28 protein-coding genes are annotated in these 22,971 nt (G+C 45.6%); 26 read left to right on the forward strand and 2 right to left on the reverse strand.

The genetic code is table 11. The annotated features are described in order from the left end of the window. Window positions 1-2: 2 nt before the first annotated feature. From AACV33_RS01245 to AACV33_RS01355, 23 genes are all read left to right on the forward strand, one after another. Window positions 3-800 carry a hypothetical protein gene (locus tag AACV33_RS01245; protein ID WP_182699719.1) on the forward strand — a complete coding sequence of 266 codons (798 nt, stop codon included), beginning with the start codon at window positions 3-5 and terminating at the stop codon, window positions 798-800. Further along, the gene (locus AACV33_RS01250; RefSeq protein WP_182699720.1) at window positions 797-1,717 is read left to right on the forward strand and encodes a type IV secretion system protein; all 921 of its coding nucleotides are present in this window, start codon (window positions 797-799) and stop codon (window positions 1,715-1,717) included. Before AACV33_RS01245 ends, AACV33_RS01250 begins: the two co-directional genes overlap by 4 nt. Before the next feature lie 20 nt (window positions 1,718-1,737). After that, window positions 1,738-2,466 carry a VirB8/TrbF family protein gene (locus tag AACV33_RS01255; RefSeq protein WP_182699721.1) on the forward strand — a complete coding sequence of 243 codons (729 nt, stop codon included), beginning with the start codon at window positions 1,738-1,740 and terminating at the stop codon, window positions 2,464-2,466. A gap of 5 nt (window positions 2,467-2,471) precedes the next feature. Then, a complete protein-coding gene (locus tag AACV33_RS01260) occupies window positions 2,472-3,326 on the forward strand; it encodes a hypothetical protein (protein WP_182699722.1) in 855 nt (284 codons plus the stop codon). Further along, on the forward strand, window positions 3,326-3,697 hold the full coding sequence (locus AACV33_RS01265) for a hypothetical protein (RefSeq protein ID WP_182699723.1): 372 nt from the start codon (window positions 3,326-3,328) through the stop codon (window positions 3,695-3,697). The genes AACV33_RS01260 and AACV33_RS01265 overlap by 1 nt, the downstream gene beginning before the upstream one ends. Next, window positions 3,694-5,031, forward strand: coding sequence for a TrbI/VirB10 family protein (locus tag AACV33_RS01270; protein ID WP_255458504.1), 1,338 nt, complete (start codon window positions 3,694-3,696; stop codon window positions 5,029-5,031). Before AACV33_RS01265 ends, AACV33_RS01270 begins: the two co-directional genes overlap by 4 nt. Then, window positions 5,028-5,405 carry a hypothetical protein gene (locus AACV33_RS01275; RefSeq protein WP_255458505.1) on the forward strand — a complete coding sequence of 126 codons (378 nt, stop codon included), beginning with the start codon at window positions 5,028-5,030 and terminating at the stop codon, window positions 5,403-5,405. Before AACV33_RS01270 ends, AACV33_RS01275 begins: the two co-directional genes overlap by 4 nt. Further along, window positions 5,405-6,202, forward strand: a complete 798-nt coding sequence (locus AACV33_RS01280) for a TcpQ domain-containing protein (RefSeq protein WP_182699724.1) — start codon at window positions 5,405-5,407, stop codon at window positions 6,200-6,202. Before AACV33_RS01275 ends, AACV33_RS01280 begins: the two co-directional genes overlap by 1 nt. Beyond that, a complete protein-coding gene (locus tag AACV33_RS01285) occupies window positions 6,202-7,638 on the forward strand; it encodes a type II secretion system protein GspD (RefSeq protein WP_182699725.1) in 1,437 nt (478 codons plus the stop codon). The genes AACV33_RS01280 and AACV33_RS01285 overlap by 1 nt, the downstream gene beginning before the upstream one ends. A gap of 5 nt (window positions 7,639-7,643) precedes the next feature. Beyond that, a complete protein-coding gene (locus tag AACV33_RS01290; protein WP_182699726.1) occupies window positions 7,644-8,765 on the forward strand; it encodes a hypothetical protein in 1,122 nt (373 codons plus the stop codon). After that, complete coding sequence (locus AACV33_RS01295; protein ID WP_182699727.1) at window positions 8,762-9,418, forward strand: hypothetical protein; 657 nt, start codon at window positions 8,762-8,764, stop codon at window positions 9,416-9,418. The genes AACV33_RS01290 and AACV33_RS01295 overlap by 4 nt, the downstream gene beginning before the upstream one ends. Next, a complete protein-coding gene (locus tag AACV33_RS01300) occupies window positions 9,405-10,955 on the forward strand; it encodes a GspE/PulE family protein (protein WP_182699728.1) in 1,551 nt (516 codons plus the stop codon). Before AACV33_RS01295 ends, AACV33_RS01300 begins: the two co-directional genes overlap by 14 nt. Further along, window positions 10,956-11,993 carry a hypothetical protein gene (locus AACV33_RS01305; protein WP_182699729.1) on the forward strand — a complete coding sequence of 346 codons (1,038 nt, stop codon included), beginning with the start codon at window positions 10,956-10,958 and terminating at the stop codon, window positions 11,991-11,993. Between the two features lie 32 nt (window positions 11,994-12,025). Next, a complete protein-coding gene (locus AACV33_RS01310) occupies window positions 12,026-12,517 on the forward strand; it encodes a hypothetical protein (RefSeq protein WP_105064469.1) in 492 nt (163 codons plus the stop codon). A gap of 2 nt (window positions 12,518-12,519) precedes the next feature. Continuing rightward, entirely contained in the window at window positions 12,520-12,987 is a 468-nt protein-coding gene (locus tag AACV33_RS01315) for a hypothetical protein (RefSeq protein WP_182699730.1), read from the forward strand. Window positions 12,988-12,996: 9 nt separating this feature from the next. After that, the gene (locus AACV33_RS01320) at window positions 12,997-13,956 is read left to right on the forward strand and encodes a type II secretion system protein (RefSeq protein ID WP_182699731.1); all 960 of its coding nucleotides are present in this window, start codon (window positions 12,997-12,999) and stop codon (window positions 13,954-13,956) included. Window positions 13,957-13,992: 36 nt separating this feature from the next. Further along, window positions 13,993-14,475 carry a hypothetical protein gene (locus AACV33_RS01325; RefSeq protein ID WP_182699732.1) on the forward strand — a complete coding sequence of 161 codons (483 nt, stop codon included), beginning with the start codon at window positions 13,993-13,995 and terminating at the stop codon, window positions 14,473-14,475. Between the two features lie 155 nt (window positions 14,476-14,630). Then, window positions 14,631-15,620, forward strand: coding sequence for a trypsin-like serine protease (locus AACV33_RS01330; RefSeq protein ID WP_182699733.1), 990 nt, complete (start codon window positions 14,631-14,633; stop codon window positions 15,618-15,620). Between the two features lie 225 nt (window positions 15,621-15,845). After that, window positions 15,846-16,148, forward strand: coding sequence for a hypothetical protein (locus AACV33_RS01335; protein WP_182699734.1), 303 nt, complete (start codon window positions 15,846-15,848; stop codon window positions 16,146-16,148). 121 nt (window positions 16,149-16,269) lie between these two features. Continuing rightward, entirely contained in the window at window positions 16,270-16,911 is a 642-nt protein-coding gene (locus tag AACV33_RS01340; protein ID WP_182699735.1) for a hypothetical protein, read from the forward strand. Window positions 16,912-17,001: 90 nt separating this feature from the next. Beyond that, a complete protein-coding gene (locus tag AACV33_RS01345; protein ID WP_182699736.1) occupies window positions 17,002-17,502 on the forward strand; it encodes a lytic transglycosylase domain-containing protein in 501 nt (166 codons plus the stop codon). Then, the gene (locus AACV33_RS01350) at window positions 17,499-17,987 is read left to right on the forward strand and encodes a hypothetical protein (RefSeq protein ID WP_182699737.1); all 489 of its coding nucleotides are present in this window, start codon (window positions 17,499-17,501) and stop codon (window positions 17,985-17,987) included. Before AACV33_RS01345 ends, AACV33_RS01350 begins: the two co-directional genes overlap by 4 nt. 45 nt (window positions 17,988-18,032) lie before the next feature. Then, window positions 18,033-19,046, forward strand: a complete 1,014-nt coding sequence (locus AACV33_RS01355) for a CpaF family protein (RefSeq protein ID WP_182699738.1) — start codon at window positions 18,033-18,035, stop codon at window positions 19,044-19,046. Window positions 19,047-19,053: 7 nt separating this feature from the next. Here the strand turns inward: AACV33_RS01355 and AACV33_RS01360 are convergent, their stop codons facing one another. Continuing rightward, window positions 19,054-19,410, reverse strand: coding sequence for a hypothetical protein (locus AACV33_RS01360; RefSeq protein ID WP_182699739.1), 357 nt, complete (start codon window positions 19,408-19,410; stop codon window positions 19,054-19,056). A gap of 88 nt (window positions 19,411-19,498) precedes the next feature. Then, a complete protein-coding gene (locus AACV33_RS01365) occupies window positions 19,499-19,912 on the reverse strand; it encodes a hypothetical protein (protein ID WP_182699740.1) in 414 nt (137 codons plus the stop codon). A 165-nt stretch (window positions 19,913-20,077) separates the two neighbouring features. Between AACV33_RS01365 and AACV33_RS01370 the strand changes: the two genes are divergently transcribed. From AACV33_RS01370 to AACV33_RS01380, 3 genes are all read left to right on the forward strand, one after another. Further along, window positions 20,078-20,506, forward strand: a complete 429-nt coding sequence (locus AACV33_RS01370; RefSeq protein WP_182699741.1) for an H-NS family histone-like protein — start codon at window positions 20,078-20,080, stop codon at window positions 20,504-20,506. Between the two features lie 2 nt (window positions 20,507-20,508). Beyond that, window positions 20,509-20,790 carry a hypothetical protein gene (locus AACV33_RS01375; RefSeq protein ID WP_182699742.1) on the forward strand — a complete coding sequence of 94 codons (282 nt, stop codon included), beginning with the start codon at window positions 20,509-20,511 and terminating at the stop codon, window positions 20,788-20,790. 845 nt (window positions 20,791-21,635) lie between these two features. Beyond that, a partial coding sequence (locus tag AACV33_RS01380) for an MFS transporter (protein ID WP_182699743.1) occupies window positions 21,636-22,971 on the forward strand: 1,336 nt, incomplete at its 3' end.

The raw sequence follows: 22,971 nt of genomic DNA on the forward strand, positions 1-22,971 counted from the left end.
ATATGCAGATCGTTAAACGAACTCTCATTGCAGTAATGATAAGCAGTAGCTTATCACTGCCCGCGTCAGGAACCGGTTTTCCAACAATCGACGTCGCAAATTTAATGCAAGCTGTGATCCAATACACTCAACTCATCAAAGAGTATGAGCAAATTCTTAAACAAACCGGATTAAACACCGACCAACTCCTAACCGCCATCGACCAATACACTCAAACCCTAACGGAATACCAAGTACTTCTTAATCAAGTCGAAGGATTAAAAAACCAGTTAGAGCGAAAAGATTATCGCGCCATCAGCAGTGACATGAACCGATTGTATGAGAACCACACCAAAGACACGGATGTCCCCCAAACCGTTGAGCTTAACCGCCGCTATGATGACATCGGCACGCGCAGTGATACAGAAGCACTTGCACAAGACGCCCTAACTTACGTCCCAAGCGACATTGCTTTTTCTTACAATCGCGCCAGTGATGCGAACAATCAATCGGTAGAGCGCGCATTTTATCGAAACCTCAATGCACAAAGCCGTGAAGACATCGCGCACGTTGATAAACAACGGGTCAATTTAGGCTCACAAAGTGAGCTTGCAACCTTACAACTCATGGTTGAACAAAACCAAATACTGATTGACCAAATCGCCACCAATAATGAAATGAAACTCTCTTCAATGGGCGCCGACAATAGCTTAAGTCATCAAGCCGCACGATTAGAGCTCGAAGCCAAACTACGTCAATTAGAGCGCATCAAAAAAACCAAAGCCGATGGCATTGTAATTGATGAGAGGCCAATACGATGAGTGCCAGTAGCAGCTTTAGAGACATGTTCGCCCAAGACATTACGGTCTTTGTCGATACTTTACTCAACAACAGTCAGATAAGCGCCTTCACTTGGAGTTTATTTATTGTCCTGGTCGTGATTGTTTATTTCACTGAATGGGCCAAATTCATGCTCGATGGATTTGACTTAGAAAGTGCCGTGAACGCCACCATCATGGTCTTTGTGTCCTTGCTTTTGTTTACCAGTTATCAAGTCGCTTTTGATAATGCCGTCGCGCTATTTGATGAGCTTGGGCTCATCATTCAAGAAGTGGCCACAGGGCATCGGGATCCCTTTTTCTTATTTAAGTGGGTCACTCATGCGTTTAACTCCATGTATAACGAAGACGTCTCCATTTTTATGATGCCTGTAGGGGATGTGATATACGCGGCGCTGTGGTATCTCGTGGCCATTATTTTACAACTGGTGATGTTCGCCATCAGCTCGTGGGCAGTATGGACCTTAGCTCTAGCCAAGATACTGGGGGTTTTATTTATTCCCCTATTAATACACCCAGCCACTCGAAATTTATTTGACGGTTGGTTTCGATTCACCCTTGGCAGCCTCTTTTTATTGATTGTGCTTAGAGCCACAGGCTCTTTGGTAGCCTTAGCAATTAAAGCTCAGTTCTCTTCCATCGGCGCCATTGTTTGTGGCGATTCAACCGATTTTTCATCCTGCGGCTCTACAGACAGAGTCGTCAATATGGCAATGAATGGGGCCGATAATATTGATGTACTGGTCACCGGTATTTTAAGCATCATTCTTGTGGTGTCTTCATTAACTATAACGACGGCTTTAGTCGGCGCAGTGGCCTCCCCAAGTCGAGGCGCGTCCTCTGGTGCCTCCAAACTCACTAAAATGGCCATGGGGAAATTCATGCCGCCATCCACCTAAACTGTTTATAAGGAATGTCTATGCAATCCAGTGTTGTTGTCGATACGCCAAGTGGCACCGAGGCCATTGAGCGTGAACATCGACAAAAAGCGGCGCTTCGTGCTGAGCGCAATCGATGGTTCGCCATTACTCTTTCACTCGTGTTGGTTCTTTTTCTTGCTATTGCCTTTGCCTGGTTTGCCTTTTTAAAGGCAAACAACAACAAAGAAATCGTGTACGTCAAACTCGCTCCGAATGGATCATGGTCCATCGTTGACTACCACCCTCAAGACAGTCAGCTCTATTTTAAAACCACCATTGACAGTTTATTGAGTCGATACGCCACCCTTCGTTATCAAATCAATCCATCAACCATTGCCATTGATTGGTCTGACGCTGCGATATTCATGGGTGAGTCATTAAAAAATGACTTTCTCTCAAGCAATGGATTTAACGCCATTGAAAAAGCCGCCAGTATCGCAACAAGTCGTGACACTGTCACGATAGAGCTGCGCGATGGCATTGAGCATTACGACCAAATCACCGCCATTCAAGTCGATGGCAGTGAAAGTGATGTGGTCCGAAGTAATATTTATTTAACTCGGACGACGAAACGAATGGGCAAAAGCACCAAAGAAAAACTGGTACTAAGCCTGCAATGGCAATTAATGGATAAATACGAGTTAGCCACCCAATCCATTGAGTTCTTACGACTCAACCCCATCGGCATTATTGTGCTTTCCCAACAACTGAACATTGAACGTGAGTAACCATCATGAAGACTGTCTTTATCTTGGCTCTTTTCTGGGCCTCGAGTTTTAGCGTGCACGCGGCACGTTGTGAACAAATCAAATTCAATCACGGGGACATTGTCACGGTAAAATCAGCCTTAAATATGGGCACCCGTATTCAACTGCCTGCCAACCTTATCGCCAAACCCGCCATTTCCAATAATCACTTATGGGATGTTGAGGGGATCGTCGGTACGAATCAACTGGTGCTAAAACCCAACTCCGCCCTAAAGGAAGGGGAAGGCACCTTAATTTATGCCTTTATGGATGATGGCAACGTGATTGACATCAGCGCGAACCGATCCAACCTAAAGGCCAATCAGGCCTGTATCGTGTTAGATCCAACCCCGAGTTTTTTTGATGATAACGCCAGAGGCGCCATCAAAGGGTTTGCTCATCGTGCGCCACAACCCGTCGTCCCTACTCGCTCAAGTAATGACATTGCTCGAATTAGCCAATTGGAAAAGCAAGTGGATGTCGTTAAACAAACCGCCGAGCTTGAGCGAAAAAAATCCGTCATCACCGCCTTAAAAAAATACCGTTTTCGTATTTATACCCGTTATTCATGGGAAGAAGGCACCGAATTTGTGGGACGCAACACCATCAGTGATGTGTATGACGATGGCCAATTTACCTACATTCGCTTAGCCAATCCCAACCGAGGGATATTAAGCGTCGAAACCTTCATTGGTGGTAAGAACGCCATCGCCCCAACCGACTACATTGATGAATACGCGATGTACAAAATCACAGGTATCTACCCACAATTCACCCTGCGGGTGGATGAGGTCAGCTTAACCATCACTCGCTCAGACAATTCAACCAAAGGGAATTTATAATGACCACGCTTTCTCTTCTGCCTCACATGGGGAGCCTCTTAAATTACACTTCAAAAATCGCCATGACCATTCGCCTCAACAGCAATTACTGTGGAAAAGAGACGCTAGATGAAAATACATCACGCGTGTCCGTCATGTGGCTTTCTGACATGCTCCATAATTTGCATTTTATTGGCTCGGCCATGCAAAGTAACGATCACTTACGCTTAAGTAACGCCCTTGAAAAACAGCACACTTATTGGCGTCATCACGAAAAAAACATAGAGCAAGCCATTCATTACACTCATGGCACGACCGCCAATTGGTCCGTTGAGGAAGGCTGCGCCATCATCAAACGCCTTCAACGTGATATCGAAAAAGGAGATGGATGATGGATAAGGATAAAAAAGAGACCGAGCCACCCATTGCTGCCCCCTCGAATGACACCGCCGATCACAAAGAAGAAACCGTCGATAACAAGAAAAAAGGAATGATCTATTTTGGGCTCGTTTTTGGGGGGATTTGTTTGTTATTTCTGCTTAATACGCTCAGTAACGATAAGGCGGATAACAGTCAAGACATTGCTCCCAAATACCAACCGCCCTCATCGAGCGTCAATACCAGCGCGAACTTTGAGAAGAAGGTCTTTGATAACATCGTGACAAAGCGCCCGCCAGCAACCGAATCCACCGCGCTTACTCCGGCCTCTTTTTCCAACACCAACTACAGGAGCAACACACCGACAACCGATGAGGTAGGCAATTATTTACAACCCGATCCCGTTGAGCAAGAAAAGAAAAAGCACCAGGCACTGGAAACCAAACGCGCGCAACTGTCCACTCGCTCGACTTGGGGGTTAACTCCTCCGGTGAGCTTACCGGCTCAATCAACCAGCGATACGAAAGAAGACATAAAACCGCACCAACCCGCGACGTTACCTGACGAATTTCTCTCAAGCGATGAGCAGCGGGCAATGATAGCGCGCCGATTGCAACAAGCCGACGCGCTCAAGCAGCGCATTTTAAAAGGGGACACAAGCACATTAGACAGAAGCCAGCTCAGCGACATAGAAGCGTCATTTTCAGAGCCACCATCCAACATTGTTGGATTTACCAAAGAAAATACCTACAACGCCTCCACCGAGGGACGACTTAAGCTGCCTATCGGCACACTCATCCCCGCCATTACGATATTCAAAACCAACAGTGATTACTCCGGCTCGTTTAAAGCCACGGTGTCACAGGACGTGTTTGATATCAGTGGCGAGTACGTTCTCATCCCTAAAGGGGCTCAAGTCATTTTGAAATCGGTCTCCATTGGCAACGTCAATGAGCCCATCAGCAATCGCATGGGCATTACCGTCCCGTGGATTGTGTTGCCAAACGGCAACAAAATCGACATGAGTAAGTCATCTGGACTCGATAGAGAAGGCATTAGCGCCCTTGGTGATGAAGTCGATAGACACTTAATGGCGCAGTTCTTTGGGGTCGCCGCTTACGCCTTGGTGGGAACTCAAACCAGTCGAGACGGCTCTGGCGGTGACAGTGATTCCAGTTACTTGGGCGACGTAGGTGAAAGCAGTCGAGAGCAAGTTGCCCCTCTTGCTCAAAAATACTTATCTCTCAAACCCACGATTACCCTACGTGCGGGGCAAAGCATGAACATCATGATTGAGGAGGAAGTCTTTCTTTCCCCTTGGCGCAATATTTACGAGGACTATCTATGAACAGACGCACCCAACTTAAAACAAAAATAAAAGTAGGCATTGGCCTGCTTTTTTTCTGCACGACACTTAACGCCGCCCCACTACTCAATAATGTGGATCCACTTCAAGTCTCCGTCAGAACCGTGTGGCCACCCGAGTTGACTACCGTTAGACACGCCATTGATTGGCTCATCACCCCACTTGGTTATCAAGTGGTGACGGAATACCCCGCCCCCAAAAACGCCAATACGATGCTTAACGTACCTATTCCTGCGTCCGCAAAGCTGCATCGCACCATGCCAGTTCTCGATGCCATTCAAATATTGATTGGCAGTGACAACACGATCCTACTGGATAAAAAACACCGCCTACTCAGTGTCGCACGAGGTAATTAATGAAACTATCAATAAGAACCCACAGAGCACGCCGTCTTATTATGTTGAGCTCTTTCTCCTTACTGTTATCCGCATGCAGCAACAACCAATATCAGGGACAAGGCGAATATTTTGCGCTTGCCACTCGCCACGTTCTTGAAATGGACTTGTCCATTTTAAAACCCACCGTGACGTCACAAACGCGCTTAAGCGCCGAGGATTTAGCCAGAAAACAAGCCCTTGCCCAAAGTCAGGTCAGTGAGAAAAATGCGTCACCATTAAACAATAAGATGCATCAATTCAGCCTCAGCGCTGGCGAGTCTTATCGCGTCGCGATACGACGATGGAGCAAAAAAGCCGGTTATCACAATCTGGTCTGGTCAATGACGGACACCCACATGAAAACCATGAGCGCCAAGGCCACTGAGGCCATGGACTATCACGGGACCCTAAAAAAAGTCATGAGCCAGTTGTCCAATACCTTACGTACCCCTTTGCGACTCACCGCTTCTGAAAAAGACAATGTGCTTGGCATTTATGATTTTGATGAAGAGCCCCGCTTAACCCACATCAAAGGCAGCTCATTGCAATCGGTGGTTCACAATGTCGTCATCAATTATGGCTTTCATTGGAGTGATGAGAAAACCGCCGCCCGAAGCTGGTTGGCCCTGAATGACTACACCTTTGGGGCGGAATATTATCTGCTGACCAAAAGAAATGACATCAATAGCGCCCTAAGTACGGTGCTTTCAACCTACCCTGTGCGCTCTGAGATTTTAGAGTCCACCAATCAAGTCTTTATCCTTGAGGAAAACTAATGAAGCCCTTTATTCTATTGATTGTCCCTTTGTTGTTGCTCGGTTGCAGCTCCCAAGAGTACAAAGACAACCTAAAAAAGAACAACGAGATACACCAAGAAATTAGCGACTACACCACCCAAGCCAAACGCAACAAAGTCGGCTACATTACTTTGCCACCCGCCTCTCAATCCATTATCACCCAAGACATCGACACCGCGTGGCTCAACGATGACATCACCGTGAACGTTTCTGACATGCCCCTATCGATTGTCATTGAAGAGATAATGAATGGCATACATTTACCCATTTGGTTTTCCGAAGAGGTGGAGCCCAACAAGTTGGTCTCACTCAATTTCTCATCCACGCGCTTGGATGTGTTAAATCTGCTCTCTCGTGAAACCGGTTATGGCATTTCAGCCAACGCCAACCGACTCGAAATCACGCAATACGTGACCGACACTTTCTCCATCAATATTCCGGCGGGGAAATATTCGGCCCAACTTGGCTCACAAGGTGAAGAAGGCGACTCCGATTCGGCCCGAGTGGAAGGTCAGTTTTTAAACGTGGAATACAATGAAGTGCAAATTGTCGATGAGATAGCCGATGGAATAGTCAAGTTGCTTGGGGGCGATGACGCCGCCGAGAACGCCGTCTCCACCGCGCCCTCACTCTCAAGCATCACCGTTCGTGCAACCCCCGATAAGATGAGAGAGGTCAATCGCTTAATTGATAACGCGCAAACCGCCTTATCAAAACAAGTCATGCTCGACATTCGCGTCTTAGAGTTCAAATCCAACCTCGGCACCGAGCGCGGCATTGACTGGAACATTGTTCGTGAAACCAGCAACGGATTACTCCAGTTTTTTGTGCCAGGAACAACAACGGTATCAAAAGGGGCCGGATACGGTCTGGCCTTTACCGGCACCGGAAAATGGTCAGGCACCGAAAGCTTGATCACGGTGCTGAAAAAACAAGGCAGTGTCTCAACCGAGACCCCAATCACCGCCATGGCCCTCAATAATCAACCGGCAAAAATAACCCAACAACAAGTCGTCCCTTACTTCTCCGAAGTATCCAGTGATTCAAGTGAAGGCGTCGTGTCAGCCAGTGTGACCCGTGACACCGAGGTGGAAGGCGTTGATATGATGATCACCGCCAACGTCAAACGCAGTCATGTGTGGCTCAGGATTTCAGGTCAACTGCAAAAAATCACCAACCGAGAAGATCAAAACGTCGCCGACATTGACCTTCAATTATTAACGGTACAAAAATCTGAAATCACCTTTACCAACAAATTGCGCTATGGCCAAACCTACGTCATCGCCTCCATCAAACAAACCAGTCGTTTGGCTGAAAAAACCGAGAGTTTTTGGAGCTCATGGCTTGGTGGTACGGGCTCAAGTACCGACACCGTTGAAACCTTGGTGTTATTAACCCCAAGAAAAGTGGAGTAACAACTATGGAACTGGCCTCACTTGCCACCCTTTCTTCTCATGAGTTACCATTGCACCGAGCTCAATTCCCCGCCCCATATGAAAAACTCATCACTACCTCGACGCACATCCATCGCTACTATGGCCACTCGCCATTGCTTTGCTATGGCGAATACGTTCGGGAGTGCTTGAATAAACCGCATCATTTGTCGGTTTATCTTGAGCAACGGGAGAGTCATTCATGGTATGGCTGCGTAATGGACGCCGATGGCGTCCTACAAGAAAAGATCGGCTCCTTCTCGTTATTGATGGACGTCTTTTCTTATGACATTCATCAAGCAAAGCACGTGTATACCTCAAGCACATTGCCTTCATTGGAGGGGATGGATGAGAAACAGATCGAGCCTGTTTCTCAGCCCCTCTTTGATGAAGGCACCCTCAGTCCTTATCGATTAACCAAATTCAAAGCCAAAGGCAATCGCATCAATACGATTGTGTTTTTGATGATGGTGATGGGTGCCGGTGTTTTTTTTCTTATGCCAGAGGATGCACCACCCAAACCAGTGGTGATAACACTCAGTCCAGAAGCCCAATGGCTAAGTGCCTATCAAGACGCGGTCATTCCATCGACGACCCTCAACAATGCCGAGCGTGCTCTTGTGATGGGCGCGCTTATGCCCGATGGCGTTGAGGCCAACAAGATTGTGCTTAACGACAAACGGCTCGACATGAGCCTTACGTTACTTAATACCAGTAATCGTAAGGAATGGACGCAGTGGCAACAACGCCATCCCACACAAATGAGCTACTACTCAAAAAAAGAAGGCGAGTTTCACCTGCCTTTAGCGACGTACCACGCGTATCGTGAATTGCCTATCTACAACAAAGAGAATGAGCAACAGCTGATTCAACAATGGCAACTGCTGGGGATTGTGGTTGCACTCATGCCAGAGGCCAGCTCAACCACACAGCGACGCCTTCATGACTACCAACTCACCCTTACCGGATTGCCACTGGGCGCACTATCAACATTGAGTGAGTCACTACAAAGCTCAATGCTCACGCTCAATCAACTGGATCTTAGTCTGGACAAGGGCGCTCTTTTATCTGGGCAATTACACCTCACTCTACAAGGAGTCACCCCATGAACCCCAAGAAAAAAATAGGGTATTCACTGATGGTTCTCGCCGCCATTGCGATGAGTGGACACCTTCTGCTATCGAGCATTGATAACCAAAGTAAAAGCAAAACCCACGACACGTTAGCCCTTCAACGACAAGTCTGGGAGCAACAAAAAACCCAAAATCAAACGCCAAAGGCGCATCAAAAAATACCCAAAGAAACCGTTATTGTTCTACCTATCACTAAAGAAACCAACGACATTCTTGATTCACTGCAGCAAGCCTATGCCAGTGACATTAAGACCCGTGAGCTCAAAGCGAAAATTGAAGAGAAAAAGGCCTCACAAACTTATGATCTCATCGCCAACCCACCCAAGGCGCCCGTTGAAAAAAAACCAGTGATTAACGTAGTCCCACAGTTTAAAACGCTCTCAATGACCCAAGGCATCACCGTCAAAAGCATCTTTAAAAGAGACGACCGCGTTGTCGCGTGGGTTGAGCTTGAAGGCCAACTCATTCCGATTAAAAAAGGCGCCCGCCTCAATCACCTTGTGGTTGATGACATCACTAAAAACGCCGTGATATTTAACGATAACGGCCAACGTATTACCCGTTACATGGCCAAACCAACCATCAAGCGCTCGGACAATGAAGAGGAAGAGGTGAATGGAATTAACTAACCTTGTGAGCAACGATGGCCTTAAATCCATTTACTTTACTCACCAAAATGCCCTGCTTCATCAAGACGGGGATATTTATACGTCTGATTTTACCAGCCCTGCCATCAATGAAATTAAGGCGCTTGTCACCAAAACGCCCTCCCTTCTGGAGGATGCCCTGGGCAAACGCCTTCACGTCATTCTGTGTGAGCAAAGCGTCATCACAAGGGTGTTGGAAGAGAGCCAAGAGACCCAGTCGAGTGTGGTGCTCGATGACGACAAACAATCGGAAGTGGCGCGCCGTGTTCGACGTCTATTGCAAAACGCCGTTAATAAAGGCTCCTCTGATGTTCATATTGAGCTGTATAAAAACGAAACTCGCTTATTGGCTCGTGTCGATGGCCAACTGGTTTACATGGACAAGAACATTCCTGAGTACCGCTATGGTTTGGCTTTGTTTGGGTATTTGTTTAACGAGCTTGCGGTCGATAAGGACGACGATTTCTATGTGTCAAAAATCAACAACGGTCGTGTTATTTTAACCCTTGAGTGTGATGGGGTGAAACGTGACACCATTTGGCGTGCCGCGTACATTCCCGCCAAAGACAAAGGTGGGCAAGTGACCCTTCGTTGGCTCAATAAAGACGAAACCATTCCACACCTTGATGAGCTGGGTTGGGAAATTGGCCACGTTCTCGCCATGCGAGACTTTGCCAATAGCCCTTCTGGCGTGTGCATTCTCACAGGCCAAGTGGGCTCAGGAAAAACCACGGCCATCGCTGCGACCCTTAGTGAGTTAAAAGACCAAGGCCGCTCGATTAACAGCTTAGAGGATCCGGTGGAATTTGATTTAGGGGTGATTCAAACCTCGGTCATCAATCTTGGGGATGACGCCGATGGCTTTTTCACTCATGCCAAAGCGTTACTGCGTCATGATGTGGACATTGAATCGCATGGGGAAATGCGAGACAAAAAAGGCGCCATGAGCGTGTGTCGCAAAGGGGAAACAGGCCAAATTATGTTTACCACGATGCACACCTCCAGCGCCATGGGGATTGCTCACACCTTAAATGAACAAATGCACGTCCCCAAAGCGGTCATTGCCGCGCCCAACCTAATGAAACTCTGGGTCTATCAGACCTTGGTTCGTACCCTTTGCCCTCATTGCAAATTACCCCATGAAGCGTTGTCTCTTCATTATGAAGAGACAACGCTTGCCAAGATAAACCAGTGGCACAGCGAATTGGATGGCCATCTTGACGGCATTCGTTACAAAAACCCAACAGGCTGTGAGCACTGCACCCAAGGGGAAAAAGGCCGAACCTCTTTAGTGGAAATGATTGTCTTGGACAATCAAGACCGCCAATTCATTTTCAATCAAGACTACTTAGGCTGGGAAACCGCCTTACAACAAAAAGGGTTTAAGTCTGTAAAGGATCATGCACTGCTGAAAATAAAACGCGGTGAGATGGATGTATTAACGTGCGCGGGCCGAGTCAATGACCTCTTGGTGGACACTAAGACCAATGTGTATGACGGCTTTTTTAAGGAGGAATAAATGGACATTGCTTCATGGAAAAAAAGTCGTCAATTCAACGCAAAAAAACAAGCCAAATTTCTGCATAAGATAGAGCGGCTTTCCAGTGCTGGATTGCATCAAAAAGCCATCATTAACCAAATCATCACCTATGGGGATGACACTGAGCGACAAGTGGCCACGGACATCAAACGCTCATTGGGCGCGGGTGCCGGCTTTTCACAAGGCATAAAAGAATGGCTTTCCCCCATCGCGTATCAGAGTTTGCTGGCGGGTGAGCACATTGGGGATTTTCAACAAGGACTTAAGGATGCGCTCAACGCCATTGAAACCCAAAGCACGTCAACCACGGTATTGGCCAAGGCCCTCGCGGGGCCCATGGTAGGCATTATCGCCCTACTCGGTGCCAGCGCCCTGATTGCTCGGTTTTTGTTTCCCATGCTTGAGGAGCAACTGCCAAAACGACGATGGGGAAGCCTCGCGTCTTTTGCCGATTCATTCGGGCGGTTTTTTATCGACTATGGCGGTGTGCTTCTCATTATATTAATACTGTTATCAATAGCACTCGTTGTGGCGCTGCCCAAATGGGTCAACCCCAACCGAAAAAAACTGGATAACGTCCTTCTTTTTCGTCAATACCGCCTCATTCATACGGCGCACTTTTTAACCTCCATTAGCCACCAAACTCTGGCTGGCATTGGATTAAAAGACGCTCTCATTCACTACCAAGACAGCGCGCCCCCTTATGTGGTGTGGCACACAGCAAGAATGCTCAATCAAATACGCGCAGGCATCACCAACATTGGTGCCATTTTTGATGTGGGTTTGCTCAACAAAGAAGAGCAAGACACCTTGGCCCAACTCGGAGAAATAGGAAAAACCCCTGAAACCTTAAAAAAGAGCGCCGACATGCACAGCGAGCTGTTGCTGCATGAAGTCGCGCTTATCGAAACCCTTGCAAAGAACACCTTAAAAATACTGGCGGCGATGGTTTTCGCCCTCAGTGCCGGTGGGCTTATCTCCCTTATTTTTACCATCGCAACACAGCAACGACTGTAATTAATTCCCCCTTATTTTTAGAGAGACAGACTATGAAAAAAACACCGAATACCTTCGCTCAACGCGGCGCGATGAGCGTGGATGCCATGCTGATATCTGGCTTTATCATCATTGCGCTTATCTTCATCATTTCACAGGGCCCAACACTGGCCTATAAATGGAATAAAATTCAATTTAGCACCGACGTATCCAACATCATCAGCGCCACCCGCGATTGGAAAAAACGCCGACCGAACTACGAAGGCGTTAGCCTAGAGAAAATCTGCGTCGTCACCGATTTAAGTGATTCAATTTGTGGCTTATCAGGGGATGGGAAATCGACCAACTCGTTTGGGGGAGATTGGACGGTCAGTGTGAACGCCTCAAAAGGACTGTTTGATATCGTGGCGACGCTGCCCAATGACACAGACCGCCTGGCGGACATTGCCGATACCATGGCGCCGAGTACCCGCGAAGGCTGTATTGAAGCGGCTGGGTGCTCAACCATCAGCACGGGCTCTGACCGTGTCACAATGTCCTTTTAATTATGGTGCATCAGCAAGGGTTACTCAGTGTTGATATGCTTCGCACCCTTGTCTTTCTCTCCTTGTTTGTCGTCCTGTCCCTGAGTTTGAGCTCAACACTCAGCAATAAAGTCGATGCGTTATCAATAGAAAATCACATTGATGCGCTGACGCTAGAGGCTCAGCATCACTACGCAAAGCAAGTGTTAGACTCAAAATGCTTGGCTCAGCCAAGCCTTGACCCTACTGAGTTAGACATCGAGTTAATGGATAAATTGGGCACCTATGATATTCAATATGACCATCTAGCACCCGCAACGCCTCACTCATTAAACGTGAGTTTTTCATTCACCGAACTCAACACAAGCGCTGTCGCCCGTTACCTTACCCCTGACTCACGCGATGACACCACTTTTTACTACCAACGCCCTTTAGGTTACCAACGTGCTGACTTTCAACACATTGATAACGCCACGGGGTGCCTCCAATAAGGATCACTAATGCAAAGCCCAAAAAAACAAGGGGGGTTTGTGGCCATGGTGGGGTTATTGATTGCACTGAGCTTTCTCTCTTATGCGTTTATCTTGTATGGCGAGCAAACTCAGAAACAACGCATCAAAGAAGACGCTGATTCGTTCTACAATCGATTACTTTTTTTAACCCATCAAATCCACGCCTACAACGCAGACCAATATCAAGCGGGCACCCCCATCAATGCGTCGCGCCTGTTTCCAACCACCCTCAGTGACTTAGAAGGCGATTATGTCCCCACCTGCTTACCCGCCGACAACGTGCAAGGGTATTGCATGAACATAGATCAAAGCCCATGGGGCGTCATCACGTATGAGCGCCAAGCGTTCATTACCCCAACCGGTGTTGATACCTATCGTGCGGTATTAACGTTCACCCTGCCCGATCCAACGTCACTCGCATTCAGTGCTGAGCACAGCATGTCTTTAGCCATGCTCACTCAATTACCGAACCTGACTTATAACGAGCCGAATAATCTCATTACGTTATACGTAACTCGCCCTGACATGGCCTTTGCGTATGACGGGTTGGTGAAGCGAAGTGGCGATGACTCGACCTTACTTGATGATTGGGATGTGGGCGGTAACTTTGCCATAACGAACGTGAAAGACGTCACCATTAAAAACAGTAATGGTACCCAAACCGTCGTCTCTGACGGGTTGGTTAATACGTTCTCAGCCAAGCACGACGGGCTCATTGATAGACCCAACTGCCCTGATGAAAAAGAGAGCATCATTCACTTAATGATAGGAGAAATCACAACCCCAACCAACACAGAAAGTACAGGACGCATTCGTGCGTACTTAAAATCAACCACCGCTACGCAGTGGCGTGTGGGTCTCGATAACATTGTAAAAAACAGCAGTGGTACAAGCCAAATTAATCATTCTGGTTATGTCATCGCCTTAACCCAATGCAAAACCCCATAAACCCATAAGGAAATCCCTATGTTAAAAATCACCCTCATGGCCAGTCTTCTGGCTTTAACCCTTAGTCCACTAGCAAGCGCCAAAGTCACTTATGCGGATGCGGTAAAAGACCAATCTGCTTACAACGTCAAAATGAAGGCCTTGGCTCCACCGCCAGCAAAAGGCTATACCGCCACTGATTTAGCAGATATTGGAACCGAAGAATGGAAAGAGCTTTACTCAGGAAACACCACAAGCAGTATCACCATTCCAGGCAATGCCAAGATGGTGATGGTGCAAACCAGTGAAGGCTCTGCAACTTTCCCCATAAACAGTGGCAGTTTAACCCTTGCCACCGTTACCAACACCGAATCCACTTGTGGACTCAGTGCCACTGCCAATGCCATTTTTACGGGGTCTCAAGTCAGAGGAGGCGAGCAATCAAGCAGCAAAAACTGCGGAGGTCATAAACAATCCGACCAACGTTGGGGCAGTGTTCAAGCCAAAATTACCATCCAAAAAGTGCTTATTTTAAAATAAGAACATCATCCAGAGAGGCGGTTAACGCCGCCCTCTTCTTGATCATAACCAAAGCGTTTTTTAGACCAAAAGATCATAACCAAAATAACGGCAACTGACTATTTTTCAATCAAAAAATGATACACTATAATTTATAAAATAAGAGGGCTAGCAACATGAAGCACATAAAAAAAACACTCCTGATAATGGCGATATCAAACAATGTTTATGCAATCACCGATGGCACGGCCGTTGATTGGAATAATTATCAAGACATGGTCACCATGAACTGCACAGGAACCCTCATCGCGGGAAAATTTATTTTAACCGCAGCTCATTGTGATGAGCCCGATATGATCCGATTTTCAGATCATACCATTGTCGCTAGCACCCAACGTAGCGACCATCCTGATTGGGATTTATCAGGGGCTAAAGTTGATGTCTCTTTGTGGTCACTTCAAAACTCACGAAAAACAACTCAAATTCATTATTTTTCAGATTTAACCAAAAACACTGTACAAGATGCCGATACGTTAACACTGTTCGGTTTTGGCTCAACCAGTAACGCTGATATCCCCCTTCATTATGCAACAGTCAATGCTGAATTTGACCCAACCTACCAGCAAGTAATTAATGGACTTTTTGCCAACCAAGGCCAAGGCATAGGCGGTGACAGCGGCGGCGCATGGCTAAACAATAATAATGAGATTGTGGCCATCAATAAAAGTATTTATGGAACAACGACCTTTGGCACCAACTTACATTATGCCGAGGCGTTCATTCGCCAAACTATCGATGGCTGGCACTACCCAACTCTTGCCAACACCTCTAATGGATCAGCCACGATAACGGTTCAATCTCTGCATCAAAACACGGTCACTGACAGTGCTTACACATCAGGGGACGTTCAAATTATCGGAGGAACCTGTATTGAAAACGGAGAAATTAATTCCTATGATAAATGTACGTATGTGATTGAGAGTCAAGGGGGAGAAGGCAATCTCATCTTAGGTCGCAGCGATGAAGTCATTCAAATAAACAAACCCGTACCGGTTATCGATAATGGCTCAAGCTCCAGTGACGGCGGTTCATTTGGCCTGTTGAGTTTACTTCTATTCAGTGGGTTTGGTTTTTATAGAAGAAAAAACAGTGGTTCAGAACATTAAAGCCCAATAAGAAGATCCAAGGAGATAAAATGGTAACAATAGATCAAAAGAAGCAAGCCCATAAGCTACTCCTATTTTTAAATAATGAAAAAAGACGATGCACGTATAAAGCGTTCGGTCAGGTTCTCGGCATTTTTCAACGCAGCGTCTCAACACAATTGCTTGGAGAGCAACACCCTTATCTTTCCTGGGTAGTAAACAGTAAGACTGGAAAACCGAGTAATTATGAACCCCAAAATTTACACCCAGATCTCTACACTAATGAACACATCATTAGGGATGAGCAAGAGCTCAGAGCGCTTGCCGATCATTACTGGAGAGAACAACCGAATGGCTTATGAATGGGATCAACGAAAAACCAGCCTATACGCTTTCAAACAAGATTTAGACACTTATGGTTATGTTTCTTTACTGACTTTAGCCACTTGGAATAATAAATTCCCTCCACAAAAAGGGCGCCTCCAAGCCAAAAAGACCCACAGTTTATCAACCCAAGCCCCCCTTTCAAAAGAGAAAAAAGGCGAGTAAATCCGCTAACTTTTCGACGGAAACATTCCTAATACACAGGACTTTCTTACTTTTATTTGTGAAAGGGCGTGTGACCCACTACGCTTTATATATCAATAGTTAACCGACCAAGGAGCGGCCTATGGTGTTTGAACTCATTCTTTATTTACTTATTTTTGGCTCAGCGTCGTTCTTGCTGTTTCCAAAGTTCGGCTTGCTCAATCAACGTATTGCTCTTGATGCGAACTATCAATACACCGCCTTAAAGCAAGCCGCAAAAGTGACACCCTTAACCTTTTTTCTTCTGCTCAATGCCATTATTAATCACGTACCTTGGTTTTTTCTTCCTCTGTACTTACTCTTACCCACGTTATTACTGACCATCCCACTCATCGCAAGAAAACACCGGCACAGTTTATTGGCAGTAGAAACCTCAATCATTCAACCTCACCACGTGCGAATACACTTATCGACAATAGACCAGGCATTTAATCGGCAAACGTTTATTGAGTTGTTGCAATTGACTGACTTACTGAAGAAAAAAGGAATAACCACCATCACCCTTTCCTCTCCTTTGTTTTTTAAAGGAAAAAAACAGAGAGCAATGCATCACTTTATTACTCAATTAGAAAAACACCACATTACGGTACAATCCAAAGTCTCTCACTGGGTTACCTTTCCACTGGGCACCTTGATGCTGATGTATTATAAACACCTAAAAAAATCACCCAGCTTAACCAATACCCCTCTTACCCACTGGCATACCTACACACTGCATCTTTAATTTACACGCTTAATGAGATAAATCAGTCATGATTTACTTGAGCTAAGTGTGCAACAAGCGCAGTGCGTTAGGCTTCTACAAAGGCTCTTTATGACACATTCATTTACGGCATTGGCCATCGCGCTCATGCTGAGCACCCTTTCGTCTTCTGTTTATGCCAGCGCCCGCTCTTATGACGGCTGGACGTCAACCTATTCTCGCTCAAGCCCGTTACGGGCGTGCCCAAAACATTGCGAGTTAATCACAACAAGCAGCCAAGTCTATGGCGTTCCTAGCTCATTAATTTTGGCCATCATCAAACAGGAGAGTAATTTCAATGCAAACGCCCAGAGTCACAAAGGCGCCAAAGGGTTAATGCAGTTAATGGACATGAACTCGACGGGCATTGACCCCTTTAATCCCAAAGAAAACATAGAAAGAGGCACGGCTTTGCTGTCTCGTTTGCTTGGTCAATACGACAGTATTGAGTTAGCCCTGGCCGCGTACAACGCGGGAGAGGGAAACGTCAGAAAATATGGCGGTATCCCGCCATTTAAAGAAACACGAAACTACATAAAAAAAGTCATGCATTACTATCAAGGATACCAATGATGAAACGACACCTACCGCTCTCTTTTCTTTTGTGCCTACCTCTCTTTATTTCACTCACTTACTCACCACCATTAATGGCCGCCTCTGATGACGCCTGTGCCATTTGGATGTGTTTACCGACAGGGTTTGGTGAAGGGTGCGATGGACCCCACCGAGAATTTAGAAAACGAACGTTAAGACATCAACCGGCGATGCCGAGGTGGTCTTCTTGCCAAAAAGAAACGGAGGTTGGCCCTCCAGTTCGAGACGTTTACACCAATAAAACGGGCGTTGCTGCCGTCATCCCCGCGCATACGGTGTGTGCACGTCATGATAAAAATGGCTGTCTTTTTTCTCAACACATTGAAGAGAAAATAATCAAAGACCGTCAATGTCGCTATAGCTCAAAAAATGGCACGCGCACACCGACGGGCTGCACGCATACCCTCAATTACACCGAGATTTATAAGAACGGTTTTCTCTTTGGGAAAACGTCGTACTACTAATCTTATCCACAAAAAATACGCACAACCTGTACATGGACATTATCAATGAATAACACAATAAGTACTATCTTTGGTGAGGTGCCGATTGCTAAGCAGTATGAATGGCAATGGGTTGAAGATAATTTCAAACCCCTTAAAAAGTGGTTTCAATGTGAAGGCGTGACCGAAATCTTTGTGGATAGGTTTGATTCGATTTCCATCGAGAGAAATGGAAAAATAGAAAAAACTGACAGCACCTTTGGCAATGAGCAAACGCTTCAAAACCTCATTACTCAAATTGCACTGTGCCTCAACCAAACCTTAACCGATGAATCCCCCATCATGGACGCAAGATTGCCAGATTGTTCTCGATTGTGTTGCACCATGCCAAGCGTCACGCCTCAAGGCGCAACCATCACGTTACGTGTGGCACCCAAAGACTTAATCAGTCTTGAACAATTGGTTGAGTTTAAAACCCTGAGCGCTGACATGGCCAACACCTTACAGAGACACATTGAACAAGGCAGCAACCTCATCGTTTCTGGAAATACCGGCTCAGGAAAAACAACACTGCTTCGCGCCTTAGCGCGATTCATTCCTCTGAACGAGCGCATCATTACTTGTGAAGATACTCAAGAGTTGTATTTAGATTGGTTGCGCTATCGCGTATCACTCGAAGCCCCGAATCGAAAAGGCAGTGAAGTCGAAATGAAGAATCTGATTGAAACCGCCCTTCGTATGAGGCCCGACAGAATATGGGTCGGTGAAATAAGAAAAGCGGCGGCCGCCGATGCCTTTCTGCAAGCCATCAACACGGGCCACTCAGGTTGTGTGACCACCATTCACGCCAACAACACAATTGATGCGGTATCGCGCTTACAGTATCTCATTGCAAGCCAAGGCCTGATTAGTTTTGAGTTAGCAGAAAAACAAATCATGGGCTCTGTAAATGTCCTGATCCACGCCAGTCGTCATGCCGACTACGGCAGACGAATAACCGAAATCACGGAAATTAAAAACGGAAAATTCATTCCCGTTTTTACGTTTAATCCTCAAACCATGGAGCACGAAATAAACTAAAGCCCGATCACTTATCATTCGTGGGAAGTTCAATTGGCCATGGATAAATAAGTACTTGTTTAAGGATCTCTTGCCACAAAAAGTGACTTTTAAGTGGGTTGTTATGCTTTGCCGGTACATTAGATGCACTCGCCCAAAAACGCGGCCCCGGTTCATTTGTTGTTTGAGAAACAACAAGCGCACTTAACGCTGGCGCACCAACCTCTGCGAGTCGTTGATTTAGCTGACTCAAGGAGACTTCCCAAGACTGAGGTGAATACCACTCTCTCGTTTTAAGTTTATAATCATTCGTTAAATCAGAATACGTTTTCGGGTTCTTCCATGACACCAAGATGTCATAAATAATATGGATATCTGCGCTCACTTCTCTATCCTTTTTATAATAACCGATGATTAACATATAGTTATAAAAAGAGAAATACTCTAGCTTAAAAAGAAAAATATAATTTTTTCTACACAAACCTGTGTACTGAGCCTTTAAATGAAGTCATCCCCTTATTAACTAACGCCTGATATTGGTACTTCATCAAACAACGTCCCTCTTCTTCGTTGATATATTGAGCCCCTTCAATTTTTATCTTCAAAGATAAAAATGAAACACGATCCAACAATGCACTATCAACCCCCTCAAGATGTGAATACCCTTGGACCAACATTGATAAATACCTTTCATCATTTCTATTAATATTCGTGTTAATAAAAAACCCATTAAGAACGTGTAGTCGCTCCCCATTATCTTTAACGACACACACCAGATAAACATAACGATACGGGAGATCATTGCTCGTTAATTCATACACTGTATGTGACATTTTATTGTCGTTGAAAACACAAGAAAACGGAACGTAAGCGCGTTCATTTCTCATTTCAAACCCTCATCAAATCAACTGCCTCCACTGTACGTTGATACAACAAATTGAACATGTACCGAACGTGAAGTGACTCGAAAATCACAAAGCATTTAGAAAAGAATCTCATCGAGCTCAACAACCAACCCTCAAAAACTAACTCTTAACATCAAAGGATCTCCTATGACTCCAGTATTAAAAACACTCTTAAACACACGAACGCTTCGTAAAGCACTTAACCAAGCCACACTAAAACAACGTGAAAGCGTACTTAATAACATCACTCTATTGAACGATGAAATTAAAGCCACACTCCAAAAAAAAGCCGAAGAGGACGCACTAAAACAGCAAGAGCTTGAGCTATTCAAACAACACATCATTGAGAAAGGCATCGACTTTACGGCTCTCTCAAAACTCATGACAGGCAAATCCAAAGCCAACAAGAAACCCGTAAAAGAAGCCACCGACAAACCACAAACCAATCCCATTTATCACTACGAAAAAGACGGTGAAATGAAACAATGGAATGGCAAAGGTGACACACCAAACGTCATAAAAAAAGCCCTTGAAAATGGATTAGAATTATCCGACTTTCTGAGAAAGGAGTCATAACGATGAGTCAGATTGATAAATTAAGCGGCTGCGAAATAAGTAAAATTATCGAAGGGATTGGTTACGATAATCTCTCTTTGTTTTGTGATAAAGACGAATTCATTTCTCGTTTATCCAATGAGGCTTTACTCGATTCTATCGTCAATGATAACAACAGAGACATCGAGAGGTTAATCCTCCAACTCTACTCAAGCTTGCTTGAGTATCCAGAAACGGCGGCCAATAAAACGAAAATAGAAGCCATGAAAAAACGCATTTCACTGGAAACCCTCTATTCGACATAGCAAGGCCTTTGCTTTTTTAAATCGCTCTTTCTGTCTTTTCAATCACGTCCTTTCCTCGCTTTTTCTTCTCTGTTTTTTTCTCGTCACCCTCTCGTCTTTCTCTAAAAAATAAGAGCGACATTTCAATCCTTAAGGATTGCTAAATGGCTCGAATGCTCAAGTGAAACACAACGAGCCCAAGCGAGAAAGTGAGCTGTTTTTCAAACTTAACGACGACGTGCCACGCACGAGAGAAGTTTTAGTTTGTCCTGCTTAAAAAAAGAGTCAATCGCTGAAAGCGTCCCCCATCGTGGGGGGAAGAGCGTAGCGAAATTGGTACTCTTTTTTTCAGTGCGAAGCATCTAACGCTGCGTTGAGCCCCGCGAAACCAAGTTAGACGGGGGAGCCGAAATAAACGTGTAGCCCAAGCGTAAAGCACGAGCCTCCCCAGAGGCGTTTTATTTTGGGGGCTTGCCCCGCACAACCGTTGAGTAACACGAGACCAAGCCCGTTTTGGTAGATGATTAGGCTAATTTTGAGCAAGTTAGGAACGACACGGCCAAAAGAAGCAGAAATCACCTTCAAAAGGGGCTTGGTCTCGCGTAGCGATACGGTTTGCGCGCTCTTGACTTACTCCCTGTCGGACGTTCAGGACAGAGGGGAGATGTCTGTTGACCTTGACCTTAAGAGGCTGAAAAAACACGTTTTTTATGTATCTTTAACTCGCAAGCGAGTGCCTCTTCTCGCTTTTTATTTTTCTCTCTCTCGGCTCTTGCTCTCGGCTCCACGGCTTGGCTTCCCTATAGAGCCAAGAGCAAGAGCCAAGCGGTAGAGCCGAGAATCACAATATGTTGAGGTTATTCACCATGTTCGAGTTCATCGAATTCACGCTCTTTAAAATCGCCATTCTTACAGGGTCGGCACTCTACTCATTCACCGACACCTGGGGATGGCTTATCTCTTTACTGGCAGGCGTGGGTCTACCCACGATCTACTTCGACAAACCAAAAACCGAACGAGAAGAGACGATCACCCGTCGCGCCCTCATCGCCGTATCAGTTTTATTTTTTATCTTTGGTACGCTTTCAAACATCACGATCCCGTGGGTTCTGATTTGGATCCAAAACGCCCAACTCGATCACGTTGTTACGGTTGAATATTCATGGAAAGCGTATTTATTGTGGCCAAGTTTGTTCGTTGGAATGACACTTCACATCGTCGCTCGTCGTCAACTTTCACCGTTAAAAAATAAAATCAAAACGGACTTAACAAAAAAATCAGTCCTCGTTCGAGAAGAGCGAACGGACGTGAGAAACATTCGTCAGTTTTTACCTGAAACCATTGATTACAATCCACTGGATCACATTGATATTACTAAAGGGTTATTTATTGGGTTGGATAGATATCAGAAAGCTCAATTCATCCCAATGGCGGATTGGCAAAGCCAACACGCCGATATTTTAGGAACCACAGGCGCAGGTAAAGGGGTTGCTTCAGGGATGCTGCTTTATCAGAGCATTATGGCTGATGAGGGTGTCTTTGTTATGGATCCAAAAAACGACGAATGGGCACCCCATTTATTTAGATATGCATGTGAGAAAGCTAAAAAACCCTTTTATTTAATCGATCTGAATCGTAAAGAATATCAACTCGATTTATTTGCAGGCATTAATGAAGATCAAATTGAAGAACTACTCGTGGCCGGATTAAGTTTGGCCGAAAAAGGCGACATCGCCGACTTCTATCGTATCGCTGATAGAAAAGCCGCTCGTGAGTCACCTCAACTCGCCAGCACAGAAGAAAGAAGATCCATTGAGTCATTATTTAACAGTGATCATGTCCAAAGCCTTGTTGAATCAGCAAAAGCCTTTCATGGAAAAATGGAAGAGCTTGCCTTGGTTAAATCCATCAATGCCATTGGCGGATTAAACTTAAAAGATATTTTTGATAACGGGGGGTGCTGCTACTTCATCGGCTCAATGCGCAACAGTAAAGTTATCATTGCACAACGCATGATTTTAATTCGATTGTTTCAATTGGCCGAAGAGCGTGACCGTGTAAAAACCAAACCCAGACCCATCGCCATTTTTTTAGCCGAGCTGAAATACCACTTATCAAAAGCGGCCATCGAAGGATTAGGGGCCGCACGAGATAAAGGCATTCATATCATCATGGATCATCAATCGGTGGCCGATTTAAAAG

The sequence above is a fragment of the Aliivibrio sp. SR45-2 genome, from assembly GCF_963890165.1.
Taxonomy (GTDB): Bacteria; Pseudomonadota; Gammaproteobacteria; order Enterobacterales; family Vibrionaceae; genus Aliivibrio; species Aliivibrio salmonicida.